The organism is Xanthomonas hyacinthi (genome assembly GCF_009769165.1).
In the GTDB taxonomy this organism is placed as follows: domain Bacteria; phylum Pseudomonadota; class Gammaproteobacteria; order Xanthomonadales; family Xanthomonadaceae; genus Xanthomonas_A; species Xanthomonas_A hyacinthi.
This window is the reverse complement of the sequence record NZ_CP043476.1, coordinates 3,187,473-3,208,897: the sequence shown is the minus strand read 5'-3', so window position 1 is coordinate 3,208,897 and position 21,425 is coordinate 3,187,473. Positions and strand designations below refer to the sequence as shown.

The 21,425-nt window shown below is 66.3% G+C and carries 16 protein-coding genes; 8 read left to right on the top strand and 8 right to left on the bottom strand.

The genetic code is table 11. The features are described 5' to 3' along the window. Positions 1-38 precede the first annotated feature (38 nt). The gene (locus tag FZ025_RS14105) at positions 39-1,343 is read right to left on the bottom strand and encodes an NCS2 family permease (RefSeq protein ID WP_046978514.1); all 1,305 of its coding nucleotides are present in this window, start codon (positions 1,341-1,343) and stop codon (positions 39-41) included. Positions 1,344-1,900: 557 nt separating this feature from the next. On the opposite strand from FZ025_RS14105, the gene FZ025_RS14100 reads away from it, so the two are divergent. Continuing rightward, positions 1,901-2,458: an O-acetyl-ADP-ribose deacetylase gene (locus FZ025_RS14100; protein ID WP_046978513.1), complete on the top strand. Its 558-nt coding sequence runs from the start codon at positions 1,901-1,903 to the stop codon at positions 2,456-2,458. 312 nt (positions 2,459-2,770) lie between these two features. Here FZ025_RS14100 and FZ025_RS14095 read toward each other — a convergent pair whose 3' ends face one another. From FZ025_RS14095 to FZ025_RS14070, 6 genes are all read right to left on the bottom strand, one after another. Beyond that, positions 2,771-3,775 carry a class I fructose-bisphosphate aldolase gene (locus tag FZ025_RS14095; RefSeq protein ID WP_046978512.1) on the bottom strand — a complete coding sequence of 335 codons (1,005 nt, stop codon included), beginning with the start codon at positions 3,773-3,775 and terminating at the stop codon, positions 2,771-2,773. Positions 3,776-4,011: 236 nt separating this feature from the next. Continuing rightward, positions 4,012-5,478 (bottom strand): pyruvate kinase, encoded by a 1,467-nt coding sequence (gene pyk / locus FZ025_RS14090; protein ID WP_046978511.1) that lies wholly within the window; start codon positions 5,476-5,478, stop codon positions 4,012-4,014. 409 nt (positions 5,479-5,887) lie between these two features. After that, positions 5,888-6,529: an HAD-IA family hydrolase gene (locus FZ025_RS14085; protein WP_046978510.1), complete on the bottom strand. Its 642-nt coding sequence runs from the start codon at positions 6,527-6,529 to the stop codon at positions 5,888-5,890. Then, entirely contained in the window at positions 6,526-7,704 is a 1,179-nt protein-coding gene (locus tag FZ025_RS14080) for a phosphoglycerate kinase (protein ID WP_046978509.1), read from the bottom strand. Before FZ025_RS14080 ends, FZ025_RS14085 begins: the two co-directional genes overlap by 4 nt. Before the next feature lie 188 nt (positions 7,705-7,892). After that, positions 7,893-9,260, bottom strand: coding sequence for a DUF3999 domain-containing protein (locus FZ025_RS14075; RefSeq protein WP_104558246.1), 1,368 nt, complete (start codon positions 9,258-9,260; stop codon positions 7,893-7,895). Continuing rightward, the gene (locus tag FZ025_RS14070; RefSeq protein ID WP_046978507.1) at positions 9,257-11,932 is read right to left on the bottom strand and encodes a DUF2339 domain-containing protein; all 2,676 of its coding nucleotides are present in this window, start codon (positions 11,930-11,932) and stop codon (positions 9,257-9,259) included. The genes FZ025_RS14075 and FZ025_RS14070 overlap by 4 nt, the downstream gene beginning before the upstream one ends. A gap of 259 nt (positions 11,933-12,191) precedes the next feature. Here FZ025_RS14070 and FZ025_RS14065 point away from each other — a divergent pair, with 259 nt between their 5' ends. Further along, positions 12,192-12,422, top strand: a complete 231-nt coding sequence (locus tag FZ025_RS14065; protein WP_208803655.1) for a hypothetical protein — start codon at positions 12,192-12,194, stop codon at positions 12,420-12,422. A 589-nt stretch (positions 12,423-13,011) separates the two neighbouring features. Here the strand turns inward: FZ025_RS14065 and FZ025_RS14060 are convergent. After that, a complete protein-coding gene (locus FZ025_RS14060) occupies positions 13,012-13,257 on the bottom strand; it encodes a DUF2274 domain-containing protein (protein WP_046977689.1) in 246 nt (81 codons plus the stop codon). A gap of 515 nt (positions 13,258-13,772) precedes the next feature. Here FZ025_RS14060 and FZ025_RS14055 point away from each other — a divergent pair. From FZ025_RS14055 to FZ025_RS14030, 6 genes are all read left to right on the top strand, one after another. Continuing rightward, positions 13,773-14,951: an efflux RND transporter periplasmic adaptor subunit gene (locus FZ025_RS14055; RefSeq protein ID WP_046977690.1), complete on the top strand. Its 1,179-nt coding sequence runs from the start codon at positions 13,773-13,775 to the stop codon at positions 14,949-14,951. Positions 14,952-14,962: 11 nt separating this feature from the next. After that, on the top strand, positions 14,963-18,115 hold the full coding sequence (locus FZ025_RS14050; protein ID WP_046977691.1) for an efflux RND transporter permease subunit: 3,153 nt from the start codon (positions 14,963-14,965) through the stop codon (positions 18,113-18,115). Next, positions 18,112-19,512: an efflux transporter outer membrane subunit gene (locus FZ025_RS14045; RefSeq protein WP_046977692.1), complete on the top strand. Its 1,401-nt coding sequence runs from the start codon at positions 18,112-18,114 to the stop codon at positions 19,510-19,512. Before FZ025_RS14050 ends, FZ025_RS14045 begins: the two co-directional genes overlap by 4 nt. 72 nt (positions 19,513-19,584) lie before the next feature. After that, entirely contained in the window at positions 19,585-19,731 is a 147-nt protein-coding gene (locus tag FZ025_RS14040; RefSeq protein WP_158185572.1) for a hypothetical protein, read from the top strand. Between the two features lie 178 nt (positions 19,732-19,909). Further along, positions 19,910-20,527: a TetR/AcrR family transcriptional regulator gene (locus tag FZ025_RS14035; protein ID WP_158185571.1), complete on the top strand. Its 618-nt coding sequence runs from the start codon at positions 19,910-19,912 to the stop codon at positions 20,525-20,527. Between the two features lie 85 nt (positions 20,528-20,612). Further along, positions 20,613-21,419, top strand: coding sequence for a MipA/OmpV family protein (locus FZ025_RS14030; RefSeq protein WP_104558244.1), 807 nt, complete (start codon positions 20,613-20,615; stop codon positions 21,417-21,419). The last annotated feature ends 6 nt before the right edge of the window (positions 21,420-21,425 follow it).

Sequence of the window (21,425 nt, the reverse complement as noted above, 5' to 3'; positions counted from 1 at the left end):
ACCACCGCCGATGCAGGTGCGGCGGCCTTGCACGCCGGCTACAGCGCGTACCGCAGCCCGAACAGCGCCGCGATCACCCAGCTCGCGACATGCACCTGGCGCCAGCGCCCGCTGCCCAGTTTCAATGCGGCATAGGCGACGAACCCAAGCGCCAGGCCATCGGCGATCGAATAGGTGAACGGCATCGCCAGCGCGGCGAGTGCCGCCGGCAGCGCTTCGGTCAGGTCCTGCCAGTCCACCTCGACGAGCTCGCGCAGCATCAGCGCGGCCACGTAGATCAGCGCCGGCGCGGTCGCATAGGCCGGCACCATGCCGGCCAGCGGCGAGAACAGCAGCGCGAGCAGGAACAGCGCCGCGACCACGACCGCGGTCAGCCCGGTGCGTCCGCCGGCCTGCACCCCGGCGGCGCTTTCTACATAGGCGGTCGTGCTGGAGGTGCCGAGCAGCGAACCGGCCAGGATCGCCGAACTGTCGGCCAGCAGCGCGCGATCGAACTGGCGCCGCTGCTCGGGCCGCGCCAACAGTCCGGCGCGCTGCGCCACGCCGGTCAGCGTGCCGGTGGCATCGAACAGCTCCACCAGCAGGAACACCAGCAGCACGTGCAGCAGCGCCGTCGCGCCGGCGTGCTGCTGCAGCGCGCCGGCCACATCCAGCTTCAGGAAGGTCGGCGCCAGACTTGGCGGCCACGCCATCACCCCGGCATAGCGGACCTTGCCGAGCAGCAGGCCGGCCACGGTGACCGCCAGGATGCCGAGCACGATCGCCCCGCGCACCTTGCGCGCATCGAGGATGCCGATCAATGCCAACCCGGCCAGCGCCAGCAGCGGCTCGGCACGATGCAGATCGCCGAGCGCGAGCAGGGTCGACGGACTGGCCGCCACCAGCCCGGATTTCTGCAGGCCGATGAAGGCCAGGAACAAGCCGATGCCGGCGGCGATACCGCAGCGCAGCGCCTGCGGAATGCCGTCGACCAGCCAGCGCCGCGCACCGGTCAGGGTCAACAGCACGAACAGACAGCCGGACACGAACACCAGGCCCAGCGCCTGCGGCCACGCATAGCCCATGGCGCCGACCACCGAGAACGCGAAGAACGCGTTGAGCCCCATGCCCGGCGCCAATCCAATGGGATAGTTGGCGATCAGCCCCATCAGCAGCGAACCCAGCGCGGCGGCCAGGCAGGTCGCCACGAAGACCGCACCGCGATCCATGCCGGCGGCGGCGAGCACGTCGGGATTGACGAAGACGATGTAGGCCATCGTCAGGAAGGTGGTGGTACCGGCCAGCAATTCAGTGCGGACCGTGGTGCCGTGCTCGGCGAGACGGAAATCCAGCAGCCGCTTCATCGCCCCGCGTCGCCTGCGCAAACCCGCCCGCCGCGGCGCGCGGGCGCGCTGCCGGACCCGGCGGCGGATGCGCGGAGCATGGCGGCAAGCGCCATCGAAACCGGGGAAAACACAGGCTGCATGGGCAATCCGAATGAAGGGCGGTGCTCGAAAACGCCGGCCGCGGTGTACGACGGCCGGCATCAGGACCCAATGTCGTCCTTGCGCAAGCGCCCGAACATCGGAAGAAAGTGCCTGCGAGGATGCGGTTTCCACGCCGAGATCCCCTCGACGCCGTGACAGGCGTCGCACTACGCACCGACTGTAATGAAGTTCAGCGAATGTATTCAATCAGCATTTTTTCACCCGCTCATTGCAAAAAACGCAATGCGGCCACAAACGCCGCAGGCACAGGCCGGCGCACGTGCGGGCGAGGTCACGGCGGCCGCGCCTCCACCTGCCGCAGGCGCCGAGATCAGGACCAGGCACATTCGCCGGTTGAGCCGCCGTTGCACGCACTCGGCCCGAACGCCGTGTCCATCACATTTCCATCATTGGAATCCCATAAAGATCGCGCCATGAAGATCGACATCTGGCAAGGCGACATCACCGAACTGGACGTGGACGCCATCGTCAACGCCGCCAACGAGTCGCTGCTCGGCGGCGGCGGGGTGGATGGCGCGATCCACCGCGCGGCGGGTCCGGGCCTGCTGGAGGAGTGCCGACGCCTGCCCGAGCTCAAGCCGGGCGTGCGCTGCCCGGTGGGCGAGGTCCGCGCCACCGCGGGCTATCGGCTCAAGGCGCGGCATGTCTTGCATACCGTGGGTCCGGTGTGGCGCGGCGGCACCCACGACGAACCGGCGCTGCTCGCCAACTGCTATTGGCGCTCACTGCGCCTGGCCGAGCAGATGGGCCTGCACGCGGTGGCGTTCCCGGCGATCAGCTGCGGCGTGTATGGCTATCCGCTGCACCAGGCCGCGCGCATCGCGGTCGCCGAGACCGCTGCCTGGCAGCGCGCGCATGCGGTGCCGAAGCGGGTGATCCTGGTTGCCTACGGCGATGCCGCATACAAGGCCTGCCAGCAGGCGCTGATGCAGGCCTCGCTGCTGCAGCCGGCACCGCCGCAGGTGGCTTGAGCCGCCCTTGTCCCCGCACGCGATGGGCGGCCGCAAGCGTCCATCGCATGGCGCACGCCTGCGCGAGGCGCACCTGCCTCCCACTGCCTGCTGCAGACGCCGCTTCCGCAGGCGTTGCGTGGCCGCACCCCCACGCCGCGGGTCGGCAGCACCTTGCCGGGGGCGCTGCCGGGCACGCCAGGGACGGCCTCGCCACGCATGCGCCCCGATCAGGTGCCGCCGCATGCGGCAGCGCCGCAACCCGCATTCGCCTTCACCCAATAAAAGAACGCCGGCGATGCCGGCGTTGCTCATGCGCGATGGCAGGCAGGGTCAGTCCTGCCACTTGCCCAGTGCGGCCAGGCCGTTCTCCTTGGCGCGCTCGTAGACCACCTGCTGCGCCTTGGCGAAGTTGCCCTTCATGTCCTGCGCCCACAGCTTCAGCGCGGCCTGCTGCATCGCGCGGCCGTAGGAGAAGCTCAGCGGCCACGGCAGGGTGCCGAGCTGGTTCATCGCGTTCAGATGCGCGGTGGACTGCTCGTCGGTCTGCCCGCCGGACAGGAACACGATGCCCGGCAGGATCGCCGGCACGGTGCTCTTCAGGCACATCACGGTGGACTCGGCCACCTCCTCGACGCTGGCCTGCTCGTCGCAGTCCTTGCCGGCGATGACCATCGAGGCCTTCAGGATGGTGCCTTCCAGCACCACGTTCTGCTCGTACAGCGCGCCGAACAGCGAACGCAGCGTGGCTTCGGTGACTTCGTAGCAGGTCTCGATGTCGTGGTTGCCGTCCATCAGCACTTCCGGCTCCACCATCGGCACCAGGCCCTGCTCCTGGCACAGCGCCGCGTAGCGCGCCAGCGCGTGCGCGTTGGTCTCGATGCACACGCCCGACGGGGTGTCCTCGCCGATGGCGATCACCGCGCGCCACTTGGCGAAGCGCGCGCCGAGTTTGTAGTACTCCTCCAGGCGCGCGCGCAGGCCGTCCAGGCCTTCGGTGACCAGCTCGCCGGGCATGCCGGCCAGCGGATGCGCGCCCTTGTCGACCTTGATCCCGGGAATGATGCCGTGCTCGGCCATGTACTTCGCGAACGGCACGCCGTCCTTGGTCTTCTGGCGGATGGTCTCATCGAACAGGATCGCACCGGAGATGTGCTCGCCCAGCTTCGGCGTGGTCAGCAGCAGCTCGCGATAGGCCCGCCGGTTCTCTTCGACATTCTCGATGCCGACGCTGGCGAAGCGCTTGGCGATCGTGCTGGTGGATTCGTCGATCGCGATGATGCCCTTGCCCGGGGCGACCATCGCCTGTGCGGTTTCGGCAAGCTGTTCGATGCTCATGGAATTCCTATGGCACGGGGGGAGGGAGGGGGTAAACCTGAAGTATATCGCGGCAAACGCGACCGATTCCTTCACGAAATGCTTGCAACCGTTTCCATCCGGTGGACGCAATGCGCGACCGCGGACGCAATAGCCTGCGCTGGCAGGTCGCCGGCAGCGCCGCCGCGACAGGCAAAAAAACCGCGCGCTGCGGACGCAGCGCGCGGTCCTGCGCCGACCTGGCGGCGCCGCTGCGACTACAGCTCGCCCAGGCCGCTGGCGCGGCCGTCGAGGCCGACCTCGAGCAGGCGCAGCGTGTTGGTCGCGCCATGGGTTTCCATGTGCTCGCCGCTGGTGAACACCACGCGGTCGCCGGGGCCCATGCGCTCGGCCTCGACCAGCAGGCGGATCGCCGCACGCGCCGCTTCGCGCGGGGTCAGCCCGCGGCTGTCGAAGTTGATCGGGAACACGCCGCGCATCATCGCCATGCCGCGGCGTGCGCCGTCGTGGCGGGTGAACGCGTAGATCGGCATCTTCGAGCGGAACCGCGACAGGAAGCGCGGGGTGCCGCCGGATTCGGTCAGGGTGACCACGCCGCTCAGGCCGATGTGCTCGGACAGGAACATCGTCGCCATCGCGATCGCCTGGTCGGCACGCTCGAGGTTGCGCTGCGCGGCCTCGAAGTCGGTGTCCATCTCGAACTGGCGCTCGGCGCCCAGGCAGATCCGCGCCATCGCCTGCACCGCCTTGACCGGATAGGCGCCGGCGGCGGTCTCGGCCGACAGCATCACCGCATCGGTGCCGTCGATCACCGCGTTGGCCACGTCCAGCACCTCGGCGCGGGTCGGGATCGGATTTTCGACCATCGACTGCAGCATCTGCGTGGCGGTGATCACCACCTTGTTCTGCGCCAGCGACTCGCGAATGATCTTCTTCTGCAGGCCGGGCAGTTCGGCATCGCCGATCTCCACGCCCAGGTCGCCGCGCGCGACCATCACCACGTCGCTGGCCTCGACGATCTCGCTCAGGTTCTCGATCGCCTCGGTGCGCTCGATCTTGGACACCAGCGCGGCCTCGCAGCCGTGCTCGCGGGCGATGCGGCGCGCGTCGTGCATGTCCTGCGCGTTGCGGCAGAACGACACCGCGATGAAATCCACGCCGATCTTGGCGACGATGCCGATCAGTTCCTTGTCGCGCTCGGTCAGCGCGCCCAGCGACAGGCCGCCGCCCTGCTTGTTCAGGCCCTTGCGGTCGGACAGCACGCCGTCGTTGAGCACGGTGTTGACGATGCGCGAACCATCGACCTCGACCACCTGCAGCTGCAGCAGGCCGTCGTCGAGCAGCAACACGTCGCCCGGCTTGACGTCGTCGGGCAGGCCCAGGTAGCTGACCCCGACCTGGTGCGCGTCGCCGGCCGGCGCATTGGCGTCGGCGACCAGGTCGAAGCGCGCGCCGGCCTTCAGCGACACCTTGCCGGCGGCGAAGCGCTCGATGCGGATCTTCGGGCCCGGCAGGTCGGCGAGGATGCCCACTTCGCTGCCCACGCGCTGCGCGGCGGCGCGCACTTCGGCGGCGCGCCTGGCCTGGCCGGAGGGATCGCCGTGGGAGAAATTCAGGCGCACGACGTTGACCCCGGCGCGGAACAGGTCCTCGAGCACGCCGGGCGGATCCGTGGCCGGTCCGAGGGTGGCGAGAATCTTGGTGCGGCGCTGGCGTTCGATCATGACGTGGTTCCCTGGAAAAGCCGTCAAAACTAGCACAGGCACTGCGCCGGCAGGATGGTGAATCGGCATAGGCGACAGCGGATTCATGCATGTCTTGCAGACAGTGCGGGACAGTATGCGGACTCGGCGCCGCGCCGGCGCCACCTCGCCCGCGCCCTACCAGCGGCGCAGGCGCCATCTCAGGCAAGCCCAGACAAGCATGGACTCGCCTATCTTGCACTGTTCCCTGCCCTGTCAGGCGAACCCGCCAAGAGCCGAACAGACGCGCCACATGGCGGTCTGGCGCTACGACCGGCGCACGCGACGCAGGCCGGTCATCGCATCTGGAACCGGGAATGGAGGAAATGCGCGAGTGCCGCAGCGGCACCGCTTTTACCAATCCCTATTCCCCATTCCCCATTCCCAGCCGTCAAGCAACCAACGCCGGCAACTGCGCCGGCACATCGGCCAGCGCACTGGCGCCGGCCTGGCGCAGTTCCGCCTCCTCGCCGAAGCCCCACAGCACGCCGATGCTGCGCATGCCGTGGTGGTTGGCGCCTTCGATGTCCATGCGCCGGTCGCCGATCATCACGCACTGCGCCGGCTGCAGCGACAGCCGCCGCAGCGCCTCGGCGATCAGGTCCGACTTGAAGCGGCGCTGGCCGTCGTCGCTGGCGCCGACGATCTCCTCGAAGTGCGCGGCGAACGGCAGCGTCTGCACGATGCGCCGGGCGAAGCGTTTGTTCTTCGAGGTCACCACCGCCAGCCGATGGCCGGCCGCGGCCAGCGCCTCGACCGCGGCGCCGATCTCCGGGTACACGGTATGCTCGCGCCAGCCCTGCGCGTCGTAGCGCTGCCGATACAGCGCCAGCGCCTGCTCGACCAGCGCCGGCGCGTCGAAGTGGTCGTGGAAGCTGTCGCGCAGCGGCGGGCCGATCCAGGCACGCAGCGCGCCCGGCGCCGGCACCGGCTGCCGCAGCTGTTCGAAGGTGTGCACGATGCCGCCGACGATGCCGGCCTCCGAATCGATCAGGGTGCCGTCCAGGTCGAAGAACAGGCTGTTCGCACTCACGCGCCGCGCGCCTGCAGCGCCGCCACCGCCGGCAAGGTCTTGCCTTCCAGGAATTCCAGGAACGCGCCGCCGCCGGTGGAGATGTAGCTGACCTGCTCGGCGATGCCGTACTTGTCGACCGCGGCCAGGGTGTCGCCGCCGCCGGCGATGGAGAACGCCGGCGAGGCGGCGATGGCGCGCGCCAGGGTCTCGGTGCCATGGCCGAACGCGTCGAACTCGAACACCCCGACCGGGCCGTTCCAGACCACGGTGCCGGCCTTGGCGATCAGTTCGGCGTAGTGCGCGGCGGTCTGCGGGCCGATGTCCAGGATCAGGTCGTCGTCGGCGACGTCGGCCAGCGCCTTCACCGTGGCTTCGGCATCGGGCAGGAACTGCTTGGCCACCACCACGTCGGTGGGCAGCGGGATCGCCGCGCCGCGCGCATTGGCGTCGGCGACGATCTTGCGTGCGGTGTCGAGCAGGTCCGGCTCGCACAGCGACTTGCCGACCGGGTAGCCGGCCGCGGCGATGAAGGTGTTGGCGATGCCGCCGCCGACGATCAGCTGCTCGACCTTGTTGACCAGGTTCGACAGCAGCTCCAGCTTGGTCGAGACCTTGCTGCCGGCGACGATCGCCAGCAGCGGCTTGGCCGGGTGCTCCAGCGCCTTGGCCAGCGCGTCCAGCTCGGCCATCAGCAGCGGGCCGCCGGCCGCCACCGGGGCGAACCTGATCACGCCGTGGGTGGACGCCTGCGCGCGGTGCGCGGTGCCGAACGCATCCATCACGAACACGTCGCACAGCGCCGCATATTTCTTCGACAATGCCTCGTCGTCCTTGCCCTCGCCGACGTTCATGCGGCAGTTCTCCAGCAGCACGATCCGGCCCGGCTGCACCTCCACGCCGTCGACCCAATCGCGCAGCAGCGGCACCTCGGTGCCGAGCAGCGCGGCCAGCCGCGCGGCGACCGGCGCCAGCGAATCCTGCTGCGTCCACACCCCTTCCTTGGGCCGGCCCAGATGCGAGGTCACCATCACCGCCGCGCCCTGCTGCAGCGCGTGGCGCAGCGTCGGCACCGAGGCCAGGATGCGCTGTTCGGAGGTGATCTGGCCGTTGTCGTCGATCGGCACGTTGAGGTCTTGCCGGATCAGCACGCGCTTGCCGGACAGGTCGAGATCGGTCATTCGCAGGATGGGCATTGTCGGTTGCTCGCTATCGTGGGGTTGCTGAGGAAGTGAAGCGGCCGCGCGCAGCATCGGCGCCCGATGCAGGCACGCTCGGGCCGGCGCGCGCTGGCCGCGCAAGGAGCGCATTGTCCGGCGTCCACCGTACAGCGGCAAATCGAGACATCGCGCAGCGTGCGGCCGCGCGGATCGCCGGCGGCCGATCAACCCGCGCCGGGCGCAGCCGGTTTGCGCAACAGGCTGAAGGCGAAGCCGAGCACGCTCAGCGCGCCGCCGACCAGCAGCGCCCACAGCAGCCAGGTCTTCCAGTCGCGCGGCGCTGGCGGCGGCTGCAATGCGGCGGCGCCGGCCAGCGGCACCGCCGCGCCGAGCGTGGCCGTGGCCGGCGTCCATTGCGGCCCGCGCTGCGCACGCAAGGCCTGCAGCGTGGCCGCCAACGGCGCGGCAGCACGTTGGGTGCGCGCGCTGCCGGCGGCCAGCGCATAGGGCGGCGTGCCCTGCGCCAGGAAGATCAGCGTTTCCGGCTGGTAGCCCAGGCGCAGCGCCGGCCGCTGCCGGCCCGGATCCTGCGCGGCCAGCAGCCGCCAGTAGCGATCGCGCACCGGCTGCGCCAGCGCCCGCGGCGGCGAGCGGCTGGCGCCGGCGCCGACCTGGTAGGCCACCCACGGCCCGGCCCGGTCCTGCCACGGCGCCTCGGCGCTGTCGCGGCTCTGCACGCGCCATTCGATCGCGCTGTTGCCGGGCAGCGCGATGTCCAGCTGCGCCACCGGATAGCGGCCGGGCGATGCGAAGTCGAAGCTGTGCTGCGCCGGATCGGCGTGCAGCGCATCCAGTTGCTGCCAGTGCCAGGCGGCGGCGGCGGGCGCCGGCGCCAGTTCGGCCTCCACCCCGGTCAGGCGCGGCAGCGGCGGCGACGACAACGGCAGCAGGCGCAGGTAGCGCACCTGGCGATCGATGCCGATGCGCAGTTGCTGCAGGCGATTGCCCTGGTTGGCCAGGTCGACCAGGGTCGCCTCCGGCACCAGCAACTCCCAATCGCGCAGATCGTCGCTGGCCTCGACCCGGTAGCGCGCCTGCCGCGGCTGCGTATCGGCGGCCCACTGCAGCGACAGCGCGCGCAACGGCTCGCGCAGCGCGCTGGCGTCGATCAGCCAGCCGGCCTCGGCGGCGCTGGCGGTGGTGCCGCTGGCGAGACGGGTGCGGATGCGACGCACGCTGCCGTCGCTGTCGCGCTCGGCGATCAGCTCCAGGTCGTCCGCACCGCCACCGGCCACGGCCGGCAGCGGGAACCACGGCAGCGGCTGCCGGCGCGGCGTGGTTTCGGCCTGCTCGGCGGCGAACAGCGCTGCCGGCAGCGCGTCGCCGGCGGCGTTGAACACCTCCACGTCGCCCAGCGAGGCCAGGTGCGTGCTGCGGTACACCGCATCGTCGAGTTGCACGCGGTAGGCACCGGCGCCCGGATCCTGCAGGGTCAGCGGCCACTGCTGCGCATAGGCGTCGCGCTGGCTGGCCGCGAAGCCCGCGAGCGGCAGCAACGCCAGCAGCACTGCCGCAAGAATCAGGCGTTTCATGGATGGGCCTCCTCGGCCGGTTCGATGGCGCGCGGCGGCGCCGGCGCGAAATAGCCGACCACGGTACACAACAGGCCGTAGGCGATGAACGAGGCGATGCCGGCGACATTGCCGAGGTTGCCACGATCCACCAGCAGCAGCTTGCCCAGCACCACCGCCATCAGCAGCGCGCCGGCCAGCCACAGGCCGCGCTGGCGGCGGCGCGAGCCGAGCACCCAGCCGAGCACGCCGAGCACGCTCCACACCACGGTCAGGCTGGTCTGCGCCACGCCATCGGACAGCAGCGCGTGCCAGGGCACCGCGCTCCAGAAATGCACCGCATGCAGGGTCACGCTGGTGACCCACAGGAAACCCGCGCAGGCCAGCAATTGCAGGCGCTGGCCGCGCAACGGCGCCGGCGCGCTCGGCGACCACAGCCAGCGCGCGGCCAGCGCCACCACCAGCAGTTGGGTCAGTTCCAGCGGATTGATGACCGGCACCCACGGCAACGGCGCACTCGCGCCGGGCACGCACAAGGTCCACAGCCATGCCGCTCCGAGCAGGCCGAAATGACTGCTTTGCAGCGCGCTGCGGCAACGGTCGAAGTCCGCCCCCAGTGGCGCGGCCAGCCACGGCCAGCGCAGCAGCGACAGCGCCGCCGCCAGCAGCCAGGGCGCCAGCAGCAACGCCCACTGCCAGCCTTCGGCCAGGGCGAAGCGCCGCGCCAGCCAACTGCCGAGCAGGCACAGCGCCGATGGCCACACCAGCCACCAGGTGAATTGCGCCGCCCGCGCCACCCAGCCGCCGCTGCCGCGCAGGCAGAGCAGGCTGCGCACGCCGAGCACCGCGAACAGCGTCCACGCCCAGGCGCCATGCCCGGCGAACGGCTGGCCGTGCGCGTGTGCCTGCAGCACCGCCAGCGGCAACGCCAGCAGCAGCCCGCCGAGCGTGGTCGCGGCCAGCGCGCGCGCCGGCCAGCGGCGCTGCGCCTCGGCGGCCAGCCAGCCGCTGAGCGCGACGAAGGCCAGCAACAGGTCGGCCTGCGCCGCGGCCGCGACGAAGCGTTCGATCTCGGCCACGCCGATCCCGCACCACCAGGCCAGGCCCCACAGGTAACAGGCCGGCGCCGGCGTGTCGGCGCCGGCACGGCGATAGCTCCAGGCGCTGGCGAAACCGGCCACGGCCAGCAGCGCACCGCTCATGAAGGTCGCATTGGCCAGCGCCTGGGCGTCGTGCCCGGCCAGATCCAGCCCCAGCACGAAGCCGAGCGCCGCGGCCAGTTGCAGGCCGGCGCCACTGAACTGCGGCAGCCCGCGCTGCTGGCGCAGTCCCAGCCACACCAGCGCCGCGCCTTCCAGCGCGAAGATGCTGGCGGTGGCGCGCGCGGACAGCGCCAGCGGCACCGCCAGCGTGGCGAAGCCCACCGCCAGCAGCGCATAGGCCTGGCCCAGCACCGCGAAGCGTTCGCGCCGGATCAGCGCTGCGGCCAGCAGCGCATACAGCGCCGCCAAGGCCAGCGCGCACAGCGCCAGCGGCAGGCCCTCGCCGCGCAGCAGCCCGGCCTGCAGCGAGAACGCGACCAGCGGCGTGCCGAACACCAGGCTGCCGTCGATCAGCTTGCCGCGCGCGGCCGGCTGGCGCCGCGCGTACAGGATCGGGATCAGCAGGTAGAAGGCGAAGAACAGCAGCAGGAACGGCGCGGTACTGGCGAACTTCGCCGGCTGGTACTGCAGCACGCCCCATAGCGTGCCGATGCCGAAGGTGAAGCCGAACCCGAGCAGGTTGAGCACCCGCCACGGCCGATGCCAGGCGATCGCGAACACCGCCGCGTTCAAGACCGCGTAGTAGGAAAACAGGCCGACATGGTTGCCGCTGCCGGTGGACAGCCAGATCGGCGCCAGGAACCCGGCCAGCGTGGCCAGCACCGCCAGCGTGCGCGATTCCTGCAGCACCGCCAGCACGCACATGCCGGCCACCAGCACGATGCTCAGCGCGAACGCGGCGCCGGCCGGCATCAGCGCGGACAGTTTGAACGCGGCGAACACGGTCAGCAGCAGCACGCCGATCGCACCGCCCTGCAGCGCCAGTGCGAAGCTGCGCTGGCGTTCGCGCTGGCGCCAGCCGAAGCCCAGGCCGGCCAGCGCCGCGGCGGCGATGCCGGCATAGCGCAGTTCGATCGGCATGCGCAGCCAGCCCTGGTCGCCAGCGTACTTCAGCAGCGCGGCGACGCCGGCCAGCAGCACCAGCATGCCGATCTTGACCGGCACGTTGCCTTCGGTGAACCAGCGCTTGGTCCCGGCCAGCAGCCGCTCGATCGGATCCGGGCCGCGCAGGGCGGGCGGCAGCGGCGCGACGCTGATGTCCGCGGCCGCGCCCGCCGCGGCCGGGCGCGCGGCGAACGGCGGCGGCGGCGTAGGCGCGCGCGGTGCGACCGCGACAGGCGCGGCCACGGCGAACGGGCGAGCCGCTGCGGTATCGCTTTCTGCGAACGGCGCATCGCTCCCGGCATCGGCATCGACAGCGGCGGCGTCGAATCGGGCAGCGGCCGGCGCCGCCTGCGGCGCGGCGCCGTGCAGTTGCGCCAGTTGCAGTTCCAGTGCCACCACGCGCCGGCGCACGCCTGCCAGCGCCACCAGCATCACGATCAGCAGCACCGGCACCGCCAATACCGCCAGCACGATCCACGCTTCCATCCGGACGCCATCCCCAAGGCGGCACGGCGCGGTGCGCGTGCCCATGGTCCGGCGGCGCCGGTCCTGGCGCAGATGGTAGACGAGTTCGGCCTCGCCGCGACCGCGCCAGCGGCGGCCGCCAAAACGCGCCTTGACGGTGCCGTTTCGGCGCGCCTAAGCTCGGCACGCATCGCTGATGCGGGCCGAATGCGGATGTGTCAGCATGGTATGGATGGAATTTGGAAATTCAGGCGCAATCACAGGGTAAACGGATATGACCATGAAGCCTTTTCGCACGCTCTGCATCTCGGCCATGCTGGCCGCCTCCTTCGCTGCGCCGGCGTTCGCCGAAAAGGTGGACGACCCGAGTCTCTACACCACCGAAGCGCTGAAGAAGAACCTGATCCTCGGCAAGACGACGAAGGAAGAGATTCGCGCCATTTATGGCGAGCCGGACTATGTCCAAAAAGCCTCAGCCAAGCAAGGCGCATACGATACACATTGGACTTAAAACCTCCTTTGTCAAGTCTTTTTCCTTGCAAGGAAGTAGCCCGCAAAGCTAGTGATGGCGCGGGCTTCCAGGCCTTCGGGCACGCAGCCTAGGTTGGTCTCTTGGAAGGCTGGGAGCCAGCCAGGAGCCAAGCGAGCGGTATAGTTGGAGCAAGCCCGGTGGTGGCCGGGCGAAAATGGATTCGTTAACGAGTCAAGCCAGCCCGAGTGGTGAAACTGGTAGACACAAGGGACTTGAAGCAATTTGAGCCCTCCGGAGGAAACTCCGAAGGTGAAGTCCGTCAAAGTCGGTGAACGCCCTGGACGCGCAAGCGTCCGAGCCAACGCCGAGCCAAGCCCTGAATCGAAAGGTTCGTGGGAAGGTGTAGAGAGCAGACGGCGGGCACCTACGGCCGCAAGGCTATGGTGAAGGCGTGCTCCAGACCACGAACAGCGCATGCGCTGGCGGCGAAAGTCGAAGTGGTAAGAAAATCCCTCGACCTCACGGTCATGCCGGTTCGATTCCGGCCTCGGGCACCAACGCACAAGCCGTTCCCGCATCTGCGGGAACGGCTTTTTTGGTTGGATGAGTGATTCGCAGTCGATTCTTTTTAGCTGACACCAGAAGTCTTGCGTCCGACCGGTTTGATGGCGTCGGCTCTTCTGAAGCCGCGATCCCGCGCTATGAACGCTTCCAGCATGTACGGGATCAGCGTCATCGCATCGACCGCTTCGCCATAGGTCTGCGCATGCAGCGCGGCATAGCGGTCAAGGTTTAGGCGGGCAGAACACGCGAAGGTGAGCTTGACGGTCTCTGTCCTGGGTAGCGGTCCCAGTCGCAGCTTGTTCGCGCTCATCGCGATGTCCCCTTGACGAAGAACAGCGGCTGATACGGCCGCACTTGCCCATGAGGCGCATCAACAGGAATTCGCCGGTGGCCGTGTCGTAGACCGGCTCAGTCACAGTGGCAATCACATCGCCGGCAGATCGGACTTAATGGCGGAGCGGCTCCAGCAAGCGACCGCGCGTGCTCGATTGCGGATTGAACAGCTCGACGACGGCAAAGAGAAGCGCTGATCCGGGGCGGCATGTCGACCACGGTCAATGCGTACGAAACACTTGCGCTGACAGACGTAAGAGCAGCGCCGATTGACTTCCCACGATTCAAAAAAGGGATTCACCCCCGGTTTTCAGGGGCACGATTGGGTGGAATCACGACGTACACGGAGCCGTACTCACGGCCTTTCGCCTCGTGAACCGTCCGAAACCGAGCTTGGTAAGCATCGCGCGCAAAAATAACTTGACAAGAAAAGAGAATGAACGTTTACTCTCGTTTGTCGGTGGCATGGCCGCCTCCTTTAGAACTCGCTCGATGTCCTTGTTTTCTCCCTCTCGTCTGCTTATCGCGGGCCTATTACCCGTTGTTCTCGCCAGTTGCAGCAAGGAGGGCGCGCCCGTAGCTCGCGCAGGCCAGCCGGAGGTCGTCGTCGTCACTTTGCAGCCACAGCCCGTGACCTTGACGCGGGAGCTGCCTGGTCGTGTGGCTCCGTCCTTGATCGCCGAGGTTCGGCCGCAGGTCAATGGCATCGTCGCGCGGCGCCTGTTCACCGAAGGCGGACGCGTGCAGGCCGGCCAGGCCCTCTACCAACTGGACGATGCGAGTTACCGGGCCACCTTCAACAACGCCGAAGCCAACTTGGCGCGGGCGCAGGCCACCGTGGCCAATGCCAGGCTGACGCAGAAGCGTACGGCTGACCTCGCGCGTATCGAAGCGGTTAGCCAGCAGGACAACGACGATGCCCTGGCGTCACTGCGTCAAGCCGAAGCAGATTTGAAGGCCGCGCAGGCCAACACCGATGGCAGCGCCGTCACCTTAGGCTTTGCACGGATCACCTCGCCCATCAGCGGCCAAATCGGCCGATCGTCCGTAACGCAAGGTGCGCTGGTCACAGCCAACCAAAGTGCGGCACTCGCGACGGTGCAGCAACTGGACCCGATCTATGTGGACCTCAGCCAGTCCAGCGCAGAACTGCTAGCCCTGCGCAAGGAATTGTCTTCTGGCTCACTGAAGGACGGCGGCGCGTTGCCTGTCTCGATCCTGCTCGAAGACGGCACGCCCTATGCGCACAGCGGCAAACTGGCCTTCTCGGAGATGACGGTCGACCCAACGACGGGAAGTTTTTCCTTGCGTGTTGTCGTCAAGAACCCGGACCAACTTCTCATGCCCGGCATGTACGTACGTGCCATCGTCGGCAACGGAACACGCCAGGAGGCCCTGTTGGTCCCTCAGCAAGGCGTTGCTCGCGGTCCGAAGGGTGATGCCACCGTTATGGTGGTCGACAAGGGCGGCAAGGTTGAGCAGCGCGCCATCCAGGCAAACCGCACCGTGGGCGACAAGTGGCTTGTGGATGGCGGGCTGGCCGCAGGTGACAAGGTCATCGTGGAAGGTCTGCAAAAGATCCAGCCCGGCATCGCGGTGAAGACGACCGAAGCCAAGGCCGCTCCCGCTCCAGCGGGCTCCCCGGCAGCCAGCGCCGCCGGCGTGCGCTGAGAGGACAGACCATGGCTCGCTTCTTCATTGACCGTCCCATCTTCGCCTGGGTCATTGCCATCATCGTGATGCTCGCAGGTGGTCTTGCAATCTTCACGCTGCCCATCTCGCAGTACCCGACGATCGCGCCACCCACGATCTCGATCTCTGCGAACTACCCAGGCGCATCGGCCAAAGTGGTTGAAGACTCGGTGACGCAGATCATCGAGCAGAACATGAAAGGCTTGGACGGCCTGCTGTACTTCTCCTCGACCAGTTCGGCAGACGGCAGCGCCTCTGTGGTGCTGACCTTTCAGAGCGGCACCAACCCCGACACCGCCCAGGTCCAGGTGCAGAACAAGCTGCAGGCGGCGACACCGCTGCTACCGCAGGAGGTGCAACGCCAGGGAATCAATGTGTCCAAGTCCAGCACCGGGTTCTTGCAGGTTCTCGCCTTCGTCTCCGAAGACGGCAGCATGGACAAGGACGACATTTCGGACTACGTCGGAGCCAACCTCGTTGATCCACTCAGCCGCGTGCCCGGCGTCGGCAACATCCAGGTATTCGGCAGCAAGTACGCCATGCGCATCTGGCTGGACCCTAACAAGCTCAATACCTACAAGCTCACGCCGGATGACATCGCGGCCGCGATCCGCGCCCAGAACGCACAGGTCGCGGTCGGCTCGCTCGGTGGTACACCGGCCACCGACAACCAGCAGATCAACGCGACCATCACGGCGCAGGACCGTCTACATGCACCTGAAGAGTTCAGAAGCATCGTCCTGCGCAGCAACACTGACGGCTCCATCCTGCGGCTGGGCGATGTGGCCCGCATCGCGATGGGGGCTGAGAGCTACGACGTTGTCTCACGCTTCAACGGCAAGCCGGCCGGCGGCATTGCCGTCACGCTGGCGACCGGCGCGAATGCGCTTCAAGTCGCTACGGGCATCAAGCAGCGCCTGGAACAACTGCAGCCTTTTTTCCCAAAGGGATTGAAGGCCTATACGCCCTTTGACAGCACGCCGTTCGTGCGTGTGTCCATCGAGGGCGTGGTGAAGACCTTGGTGGAAGCCATCGCGTTGGTCTTTGTGGTGATGTATCTGTTCCTGCAGAACTTCCGCGCGACGCTCATTCCGACCATCGCGGTGCCAGTAGTGCTGCTAGGCACCTTCGGTGTTCTTGCCGCGCTGGGGTTCTCCATCAACATGCTCACCATGTTCGCGATGGTGCTGGCCATCGGCCTTTTGGTCGACGATGCCATCGTGGTGGTGGAGAACGTAGAGCGAATCATGTCCGAGGAGGGACTGTCGCCGCTGGAAGCCACGCGCAAGTCCATGAGCCAGATCACCGGCGCCCTGGTCGGCATCGGTCTCGTGTTGTCGGCGGTGTTCGTGCCCATGGCCTTCATGTCTGGCTCCACGGGTGTCATCTACAGACAGTTCTCGATCACCATCGTTTCTGCGATGGCGCTCTCCGTGCTGGTTGCCATCGTGCTCACTCCGGCCTTGTGCGCGACCCTACTTAAGCAGCTGCCCAAAGGGCAGCACCATGGTCAACGTGGGTTCTTCGGATGGTTCAACCGCACTTTTGACAGCGGCAGTGCGCGCTACCAACGCTCGATCGGCGGCATCCTGAGCCGTTCCAAGCGGTTCATGGCGATCTTCTTCGCCTTGGTGGCCCTCATGGTGCTGTTGTTCATGCGCCTGCCCAGTTCATTCCTGCCGCAGGAAGACCAAGGCATTCTGTTCTCGATGGTGCAAGCGCCTGTCGGCGCCACGCAGGGCCGCACGCTCCATTCGGTGGAGAAGGTCGAGCAGTATTTCTTGACCAAAGAAAAAGAGGCGGCAGAGTCTGTCTTCACCATTCAAGGCTTCAGCTTCGGCGGCACGGGCCAGAACGTAGCGCTGGCCTTCGTCAAGTTGAAGGACTGGGGAGAACGCAAGACTGAAGAGCAATCGGTCGACGCCGTAGCAGGACGTGCGATGGGCGCGTTTGCGAGCATCAAGGACGCATTCGCGTTCGCCTTCTCGCCGCCAGCCATGCCGGAGCTAGGTACGGCCGCAGGCTTCACCTTCTTCCTTCAGGACAACGGAGGCCAGGGGCGCGAGGCCTTGCTGGCAGCGCGTAACCAACTGCTGGCAGCAGTCGCCAAGGACAAGAGCTTGGTTAACGTGCGTCCCAACGGCATGGAAGACACGCCGCAGTTGCGGCTGAAGATCGACCATGCCAAGGCGTCTGCGTTGGGCCTGTCCACGGCGCAGATCAACGCGACGCTTTCGACGGCCTGGGGCGGCAGCTATGTCGATGACTTCCTCGACCGTGGGCGCGTCAAGCGCGTGATGCTGCAGTCCGACGGTCCGTACCGCATGGTGCCGGAGGACTTCAACCAATGGTCGGTGCGCAACGCCGAGGGCCAGATGGTGCCGTTCAGCGCCTTTGCATCGTCGCAATGGTCCTACGGCTCGCCGCGCCTGGAGCGCTACAACGGCATCTCCGCCCTCGAAATTCAGGGCGAGCCCGCACCGGGAACCAGCTCGGGCCAAGCCATGGCAGCGATTGAGCGCCACGCGGCAGAACTGCCGCCAGGCTTTGGCATTGAGTGGTCGGGGCTTTCCTTTCAGGAGCGCCAGGCTGGTGCACAGACGCCTTTGCTGTACACGCTGTCACTCTTGATCGTCTTCCTGTGTCTGGCCGCGCTGTACGAAAGCTGGACCATTCCGACGGCCGTTCTCCTGGTTGCACCGCTGGGTGTACTGGGGACGGCGCTGGCAGCTTCGCTCACCGGCATGGAGCGCGACATCTACTTCCAGGTTGCGATGTTGACCACCGTGGGCCTGACGAGCAAGAACGCCATCCTGATCGTCGAGTTCGCCAAGGCCAACCTCGAAAGCGGCGCGGAACTTATTGCGGCCACGATGGCCGCGGTACGCGATCGCTTGCGGCCCATTCTGATGACTTCACTGGCCTTTGGTTTGGGGGTGCTCCCCCTCGCGCTGGCATCGGGTGCTGGCTCCGGCGCGCAACGTGCCATCGGGACTGGTGTGCTCGGCGGCATGGTGGTCGGCACGTTGCTTGGGTTGTTCTTCATCCCGTTGTTCTTCGTGGTGGTGGAGCGACTGTTTGTCCAGCGCAAGGCATCCGGCCAAGACCCGCTGATCGTCGCCCCCGCGGGAGAAGTCCCATGAACAAGAACGTGCAAACGCTCATCGTAGGCGCCGTGGTCTCTCTGCTTGCCGGGTGTATGAGTTTGTCGCCATCCGTGCCTGAGGCTCAACCTAACGTCGCCGCACAATGGCCGACGGGCACGTGGGCTGAACTGGCTGCTGATGTTCCTGATGCGGGACCAATCCGGTCCGACGCTGGATGGCGCGAGTTCTTCACAGACATCAAATTGTCTGGACTCATTTCGCAAGCGCTCGAAAACAACCGTGACCTGCGGGTCTCGGTCCTCAACGTCGAGAAAGCGCGTGCCTTGTACCGGGTCCAACGCGCCGATCGCCTTCCGTTGCTGCAGGTCACAGGCGTCGGGGAGCGCACGGGTGGCGATGCTCCAGTGTCGCAGGCCTACAGCGTCGGACTGGGCGTCGCCAGCTTCGAACTGGATCTCTTCGGCCGCGTGCGTGAACTGAGTGCGGCGGCGCTGCTGCGCTATCTGGCCCAGGAGGAGACACAGAGCAGCGTGCAGTTGAGCCTCGTGGCTGAAGTAGCCAATGCCTATCTGACGCTGGTTGCTGACCGTGAGCGGCTGGGCATCGCCAAGTCGACGCTTGCGACCCAGGAGAAATCCTACGACTTGGCCGTGAGACGCCATGCGTTGGGCAACGCTTCTGCGCTGGAGCTCAATCAGGCGCGCACGCAGCTTGAGGCGGCTCGGGCCGAGGAGGCGCAGTACACCGGACAGGTGGAGCGCGACCTCAATGCGCTGACCCTGCTGGTCGGTCACCCGGTGAATCTGGATGGACTTGCGGTCGAGTTGAATGCGGTGACCGTGAACAGCTTGAAACTCCCAGAGGGGGCGCCGTCGGACATCCTGTTGCGTCGGCCGGACATCGTCGCTGCCGAACACCAGATGCGCGCCGCCAATGCCAACATCGGTGCCGCACGTGCCGCCTATTTCCCATCGATCAGCCTGACGGGGTCAGTGGGCACCGCCAGTACAAGCTTGTCGGACCTGTTCGAGAGCGGAAGCCGCGCCTGGAGTTTCGCGCCAAAGGTCAGCCTGCCAATCTTTCAGGCGGGACGGCTGGACGCGAATCTGGCTGGCGCCACGGCAGACCGCGATATCGCACTGGCGGCGTACGAAAAAGCGATCCAGTCTGGCTTCCGAGAGACGGCCGATGCGCTCGCATCCTTGGCCGTCCTGGGGCGGCAGCGGCAGGCGCAGCAGGCTCTAGTGGAAGCCGCGACGCGCACCTACGACCTCTCGCAGGCCCGCTATTCCGCAGGACGGGACAGCTACCTGACTCAGCTCGACGCGCAGCGCACCTTATACGCGGCTCAGCAAGGGTTGATCGGCGTGCGGCAGGCCGAACTGGCCAACCGGGTCACTTTGTACAAGGTCGTCGGTGGAGGTTCGCAATGATTCCGTGGTGTGAGCGAAGCCATTGCACGACGGGTCTTGGCGCCGGGCCGATGTCATCGCGTGGATTACCACATGTCGCTGCCCGATGGTTCGCAAGGGGGCTCGACCATGAGCCTGGGTTACTTCGCCGTCGCGGGGGTCTACGGCATTTTCAGCGGTCTTGAAGTGTTGCTGACTTGGACCACGCTGGAACCCGCTCAGAGCGAGGGCCAGGGCTGAATACAAGCTTGACGACAAGTAAGGTCAGCCATTGACAAAAAGAGAGTGAACGTTTATTCTCAATATGATCAACGCACTGCGAGGCTCTCTGTATTCCAGGTTGAGCAACCGTCAACCAGAGACGCAATGCACCCGGAAGCAACCAGCAGAGTTTGGGGCAATTGAACAAGGAAAAACCATGGCGACGAACACACGACAACGGACTCCCCAAGGCGAAGCGCGGGCGGAGGCACAACGTGAACGAATCCTGGTGGCCGCCCAGCGGTGCTTCATTGAAATAGGACTGAACTCGACCAGCGTAGCCAACATCGCCGAGGCAGCAGAGATGAGCCCGGGCCTGATCTACCGGTACTTTGAAAGCAAGGCCGAGATCACTAGGGCAGTGATACGGCGTCAATTGACGACGACGCTGGAACGCCACAAGACCGAGCGCGAAACACCTGACATCGCAAAAGATTTAACTGAAGCCTTCGCGCGTCCGCACGATCCATTACTCGATGAACTCCATCCCGTTTTCCTGCTGGAAATTACAGCGGAAGCGACCCGTGATCCGGTGATCGCCGAAGCGTTCAAGGAGTACGAAGAGGCGCTGCGCGGAAGTTTTCATCGCGGTATGAGCCGAAGCAAGGCAGAGGGTGGACACGGAATTCCGGAAGAGCTGGTAGCGGAACGCGGTCTGGTTATCGAATTGCTCTATGAAGGTCTGAAGATGCGCCAAGTTCATTCGCCTGATCTTGATAGAGATCTCTTGCTTCGCGCTTTGACCAGAGTTGTGAAGTGCGTCCTTAAATCCTAGGAGACGGCTGCGCCACTGAACCTCTTCTTTTCAATCATCACGTATGCCGTTCTTACGGTAGTCCCTCCCATCTCCCAATATTCTTATGAGCGAATTTTCTATGCGCAAACGTATTCTTAGTGTCGCGATTCTCACCGTGCCTCTAGTGGCAATGGCCCAGGATGGCAAAGTCGAAGATGCCAGTCAGGGCAAATGGAACCTCGGTCTCGGGGTCTCGGCACGCACTGGCACCTACCTCGGGCAGAAAGACAAGGTCATGCCTTTCCCGGTATTGTCGTATGAAGGCGAACGACTGTTCTTGCGTGGCGGCTATGGCGGTTTGCACCTCCTGAACAACGACTCGTTCAGCGTTAGCGCCATCGTGAGCGGCAAGTTCGACGGCCTCGATGTCAAAGACATGAAGGAGTCGACGCTCGCGAAATACGGCTTGTCTCGCAGTCAGTTGGAAGACCGCAAGATGGGCGCTGACGTTGGTATCGAGGCGGCTTGGAAAGGACGCTACGGCGTTTTGGCTGCTCAAGCCTTGACTGATGCGACTGGCGCCAGCAAGGCGGCAGAAGCCAAGCTGAACTATCAGTACTTCTGGCAGGTGGGGAACCGCTGGACGATCGTGCCGAACGTTGGCTTGACTTGGATGTCAGAGAAGCGCGCCAACTACTACTACGGGACGCTCGACAAGGAGGTGGCGCGCGGTGTGGCCTCCTACAAGCCGGGAAGTCTGGTCATCCCACATCTCTCACTTGGCGCAACGTATGCGATCAATGCGGATTGGAAGCTGACCGGCGTTGTTTCGCATCAAATCCTTCCAGACAAGGCGACGGCTAGCCCACTCATCCAGAAGGACAAGGAAGGCGTTACTAATATTTTCGTCGGTGTATCGCGCAGCTTTTGACGAGTC

Bases quoted from the DNA above. Each gene is read 5' to 3' on its own strand.
- FZ025_RS14060 (WP_046977689.1), bottom strand. From the start codon at position 13,257: ATGAGCGCGAACAAGCTGCGACTGGGACCGCTACCCAGGACAGAGACC.
- FZ025_RS14100 (WP_046978513.1), top strand. From the start codon at position 1,901: ATGAAGATCGACATCTGGCAAGGCGACATCACCGAACTGGACGTGGAC.
- FZ025_RS14050 (WP_046977691.1), top strand. From the start codon at position 14,963: ATGGCTCGCTTCTTCATTGACCGTCCCATCTTCGCCTGGGTCATTGCC.
- FZ025_RS14035 (WP_158185571.1), top strand. From the start codon at position 19,910: ATGGCGACGAACACACGACAACGGACTCCCCAAGGCGAAGCGCGGGCG.
- FZ025_RS14095 (WP_046978512.1), bottom strand. From the start codon at position 3,775: ATGAGCATCGAACAGCTTGCCGAAACCGCACAGGCGATGGTCGCCCCG.
- FZ025_RS14075 (WP_104558246.1), bottom strand. From the start codon at position 9,260: ATGAAACGCCTGATTCTTGCGGCAGTGCTGCTGGCGTTGCTGCCGCTC.
- FZ025_RS14030 (WP_104558244.1), top strand. From the start codon at position 20,613: ATGAGCGAATTTTCTATGCGCAAACGTATTCTTAGTGTCGCGATTCTC.
- FZ025_RS14045 (WP_046977692.1), top strand. From the start codon at position 18,112: ATGAACAAGAACGTGCAAACGCTCATCGTAGGCGCCGTGGTCTCTCTG.
- FZ025_RS14070 (WP_046978507.1), bottom strand. From the start codon at position 11,932: ATGGAAGCGTGGATCGTGCTGGCGGTATTGGCGGTGCCGGTGCTGCTG.
- FZ025_RS14065 (WP_208803655.1), top strand. From the start codon at position 12,192: ATGAAGCCTTTTCGCACGCTCTGCATCTCGGCCATGCTGGCCGCCTCC.
- FZ025_RS14080 (WP_046978509.1), bottom strand. From the start codon at position 7,704: ATGCCCATCCTGCGAATGACCGATCTCGACCTGTCCGGCAAGCGCGTG.
- FZ025_RS14055 (WP_046977690.1), top strand. From the start codon at position 13,773: ATGTCCTTGTTTTCTCCCTCTCGTCTGCTTATCGCGGGCCTATTACCC.
- pyk (WP_046978511.1), bottom strand. From the start codon at position 5,478: ATGATCGAACGCCAGCGCCGCACCAAGATTCTCGCCACCCTCGGACCG.
- FZ025_RS14105 (WP_046978514.1), bottom strand. From the start codon at position 1,343: ATGAAGCGGCTGCTGGATTTCCGTCTCGCCGAGCACGGCACCACGGTC.
- FZ025_RS14040 (WP_158185572.1), top strand. From the start codon at position 19,585: ATGTCGCTGCCCGATGGTTCGCAAGGGGGCTCGACCATGAGCCTGGGT.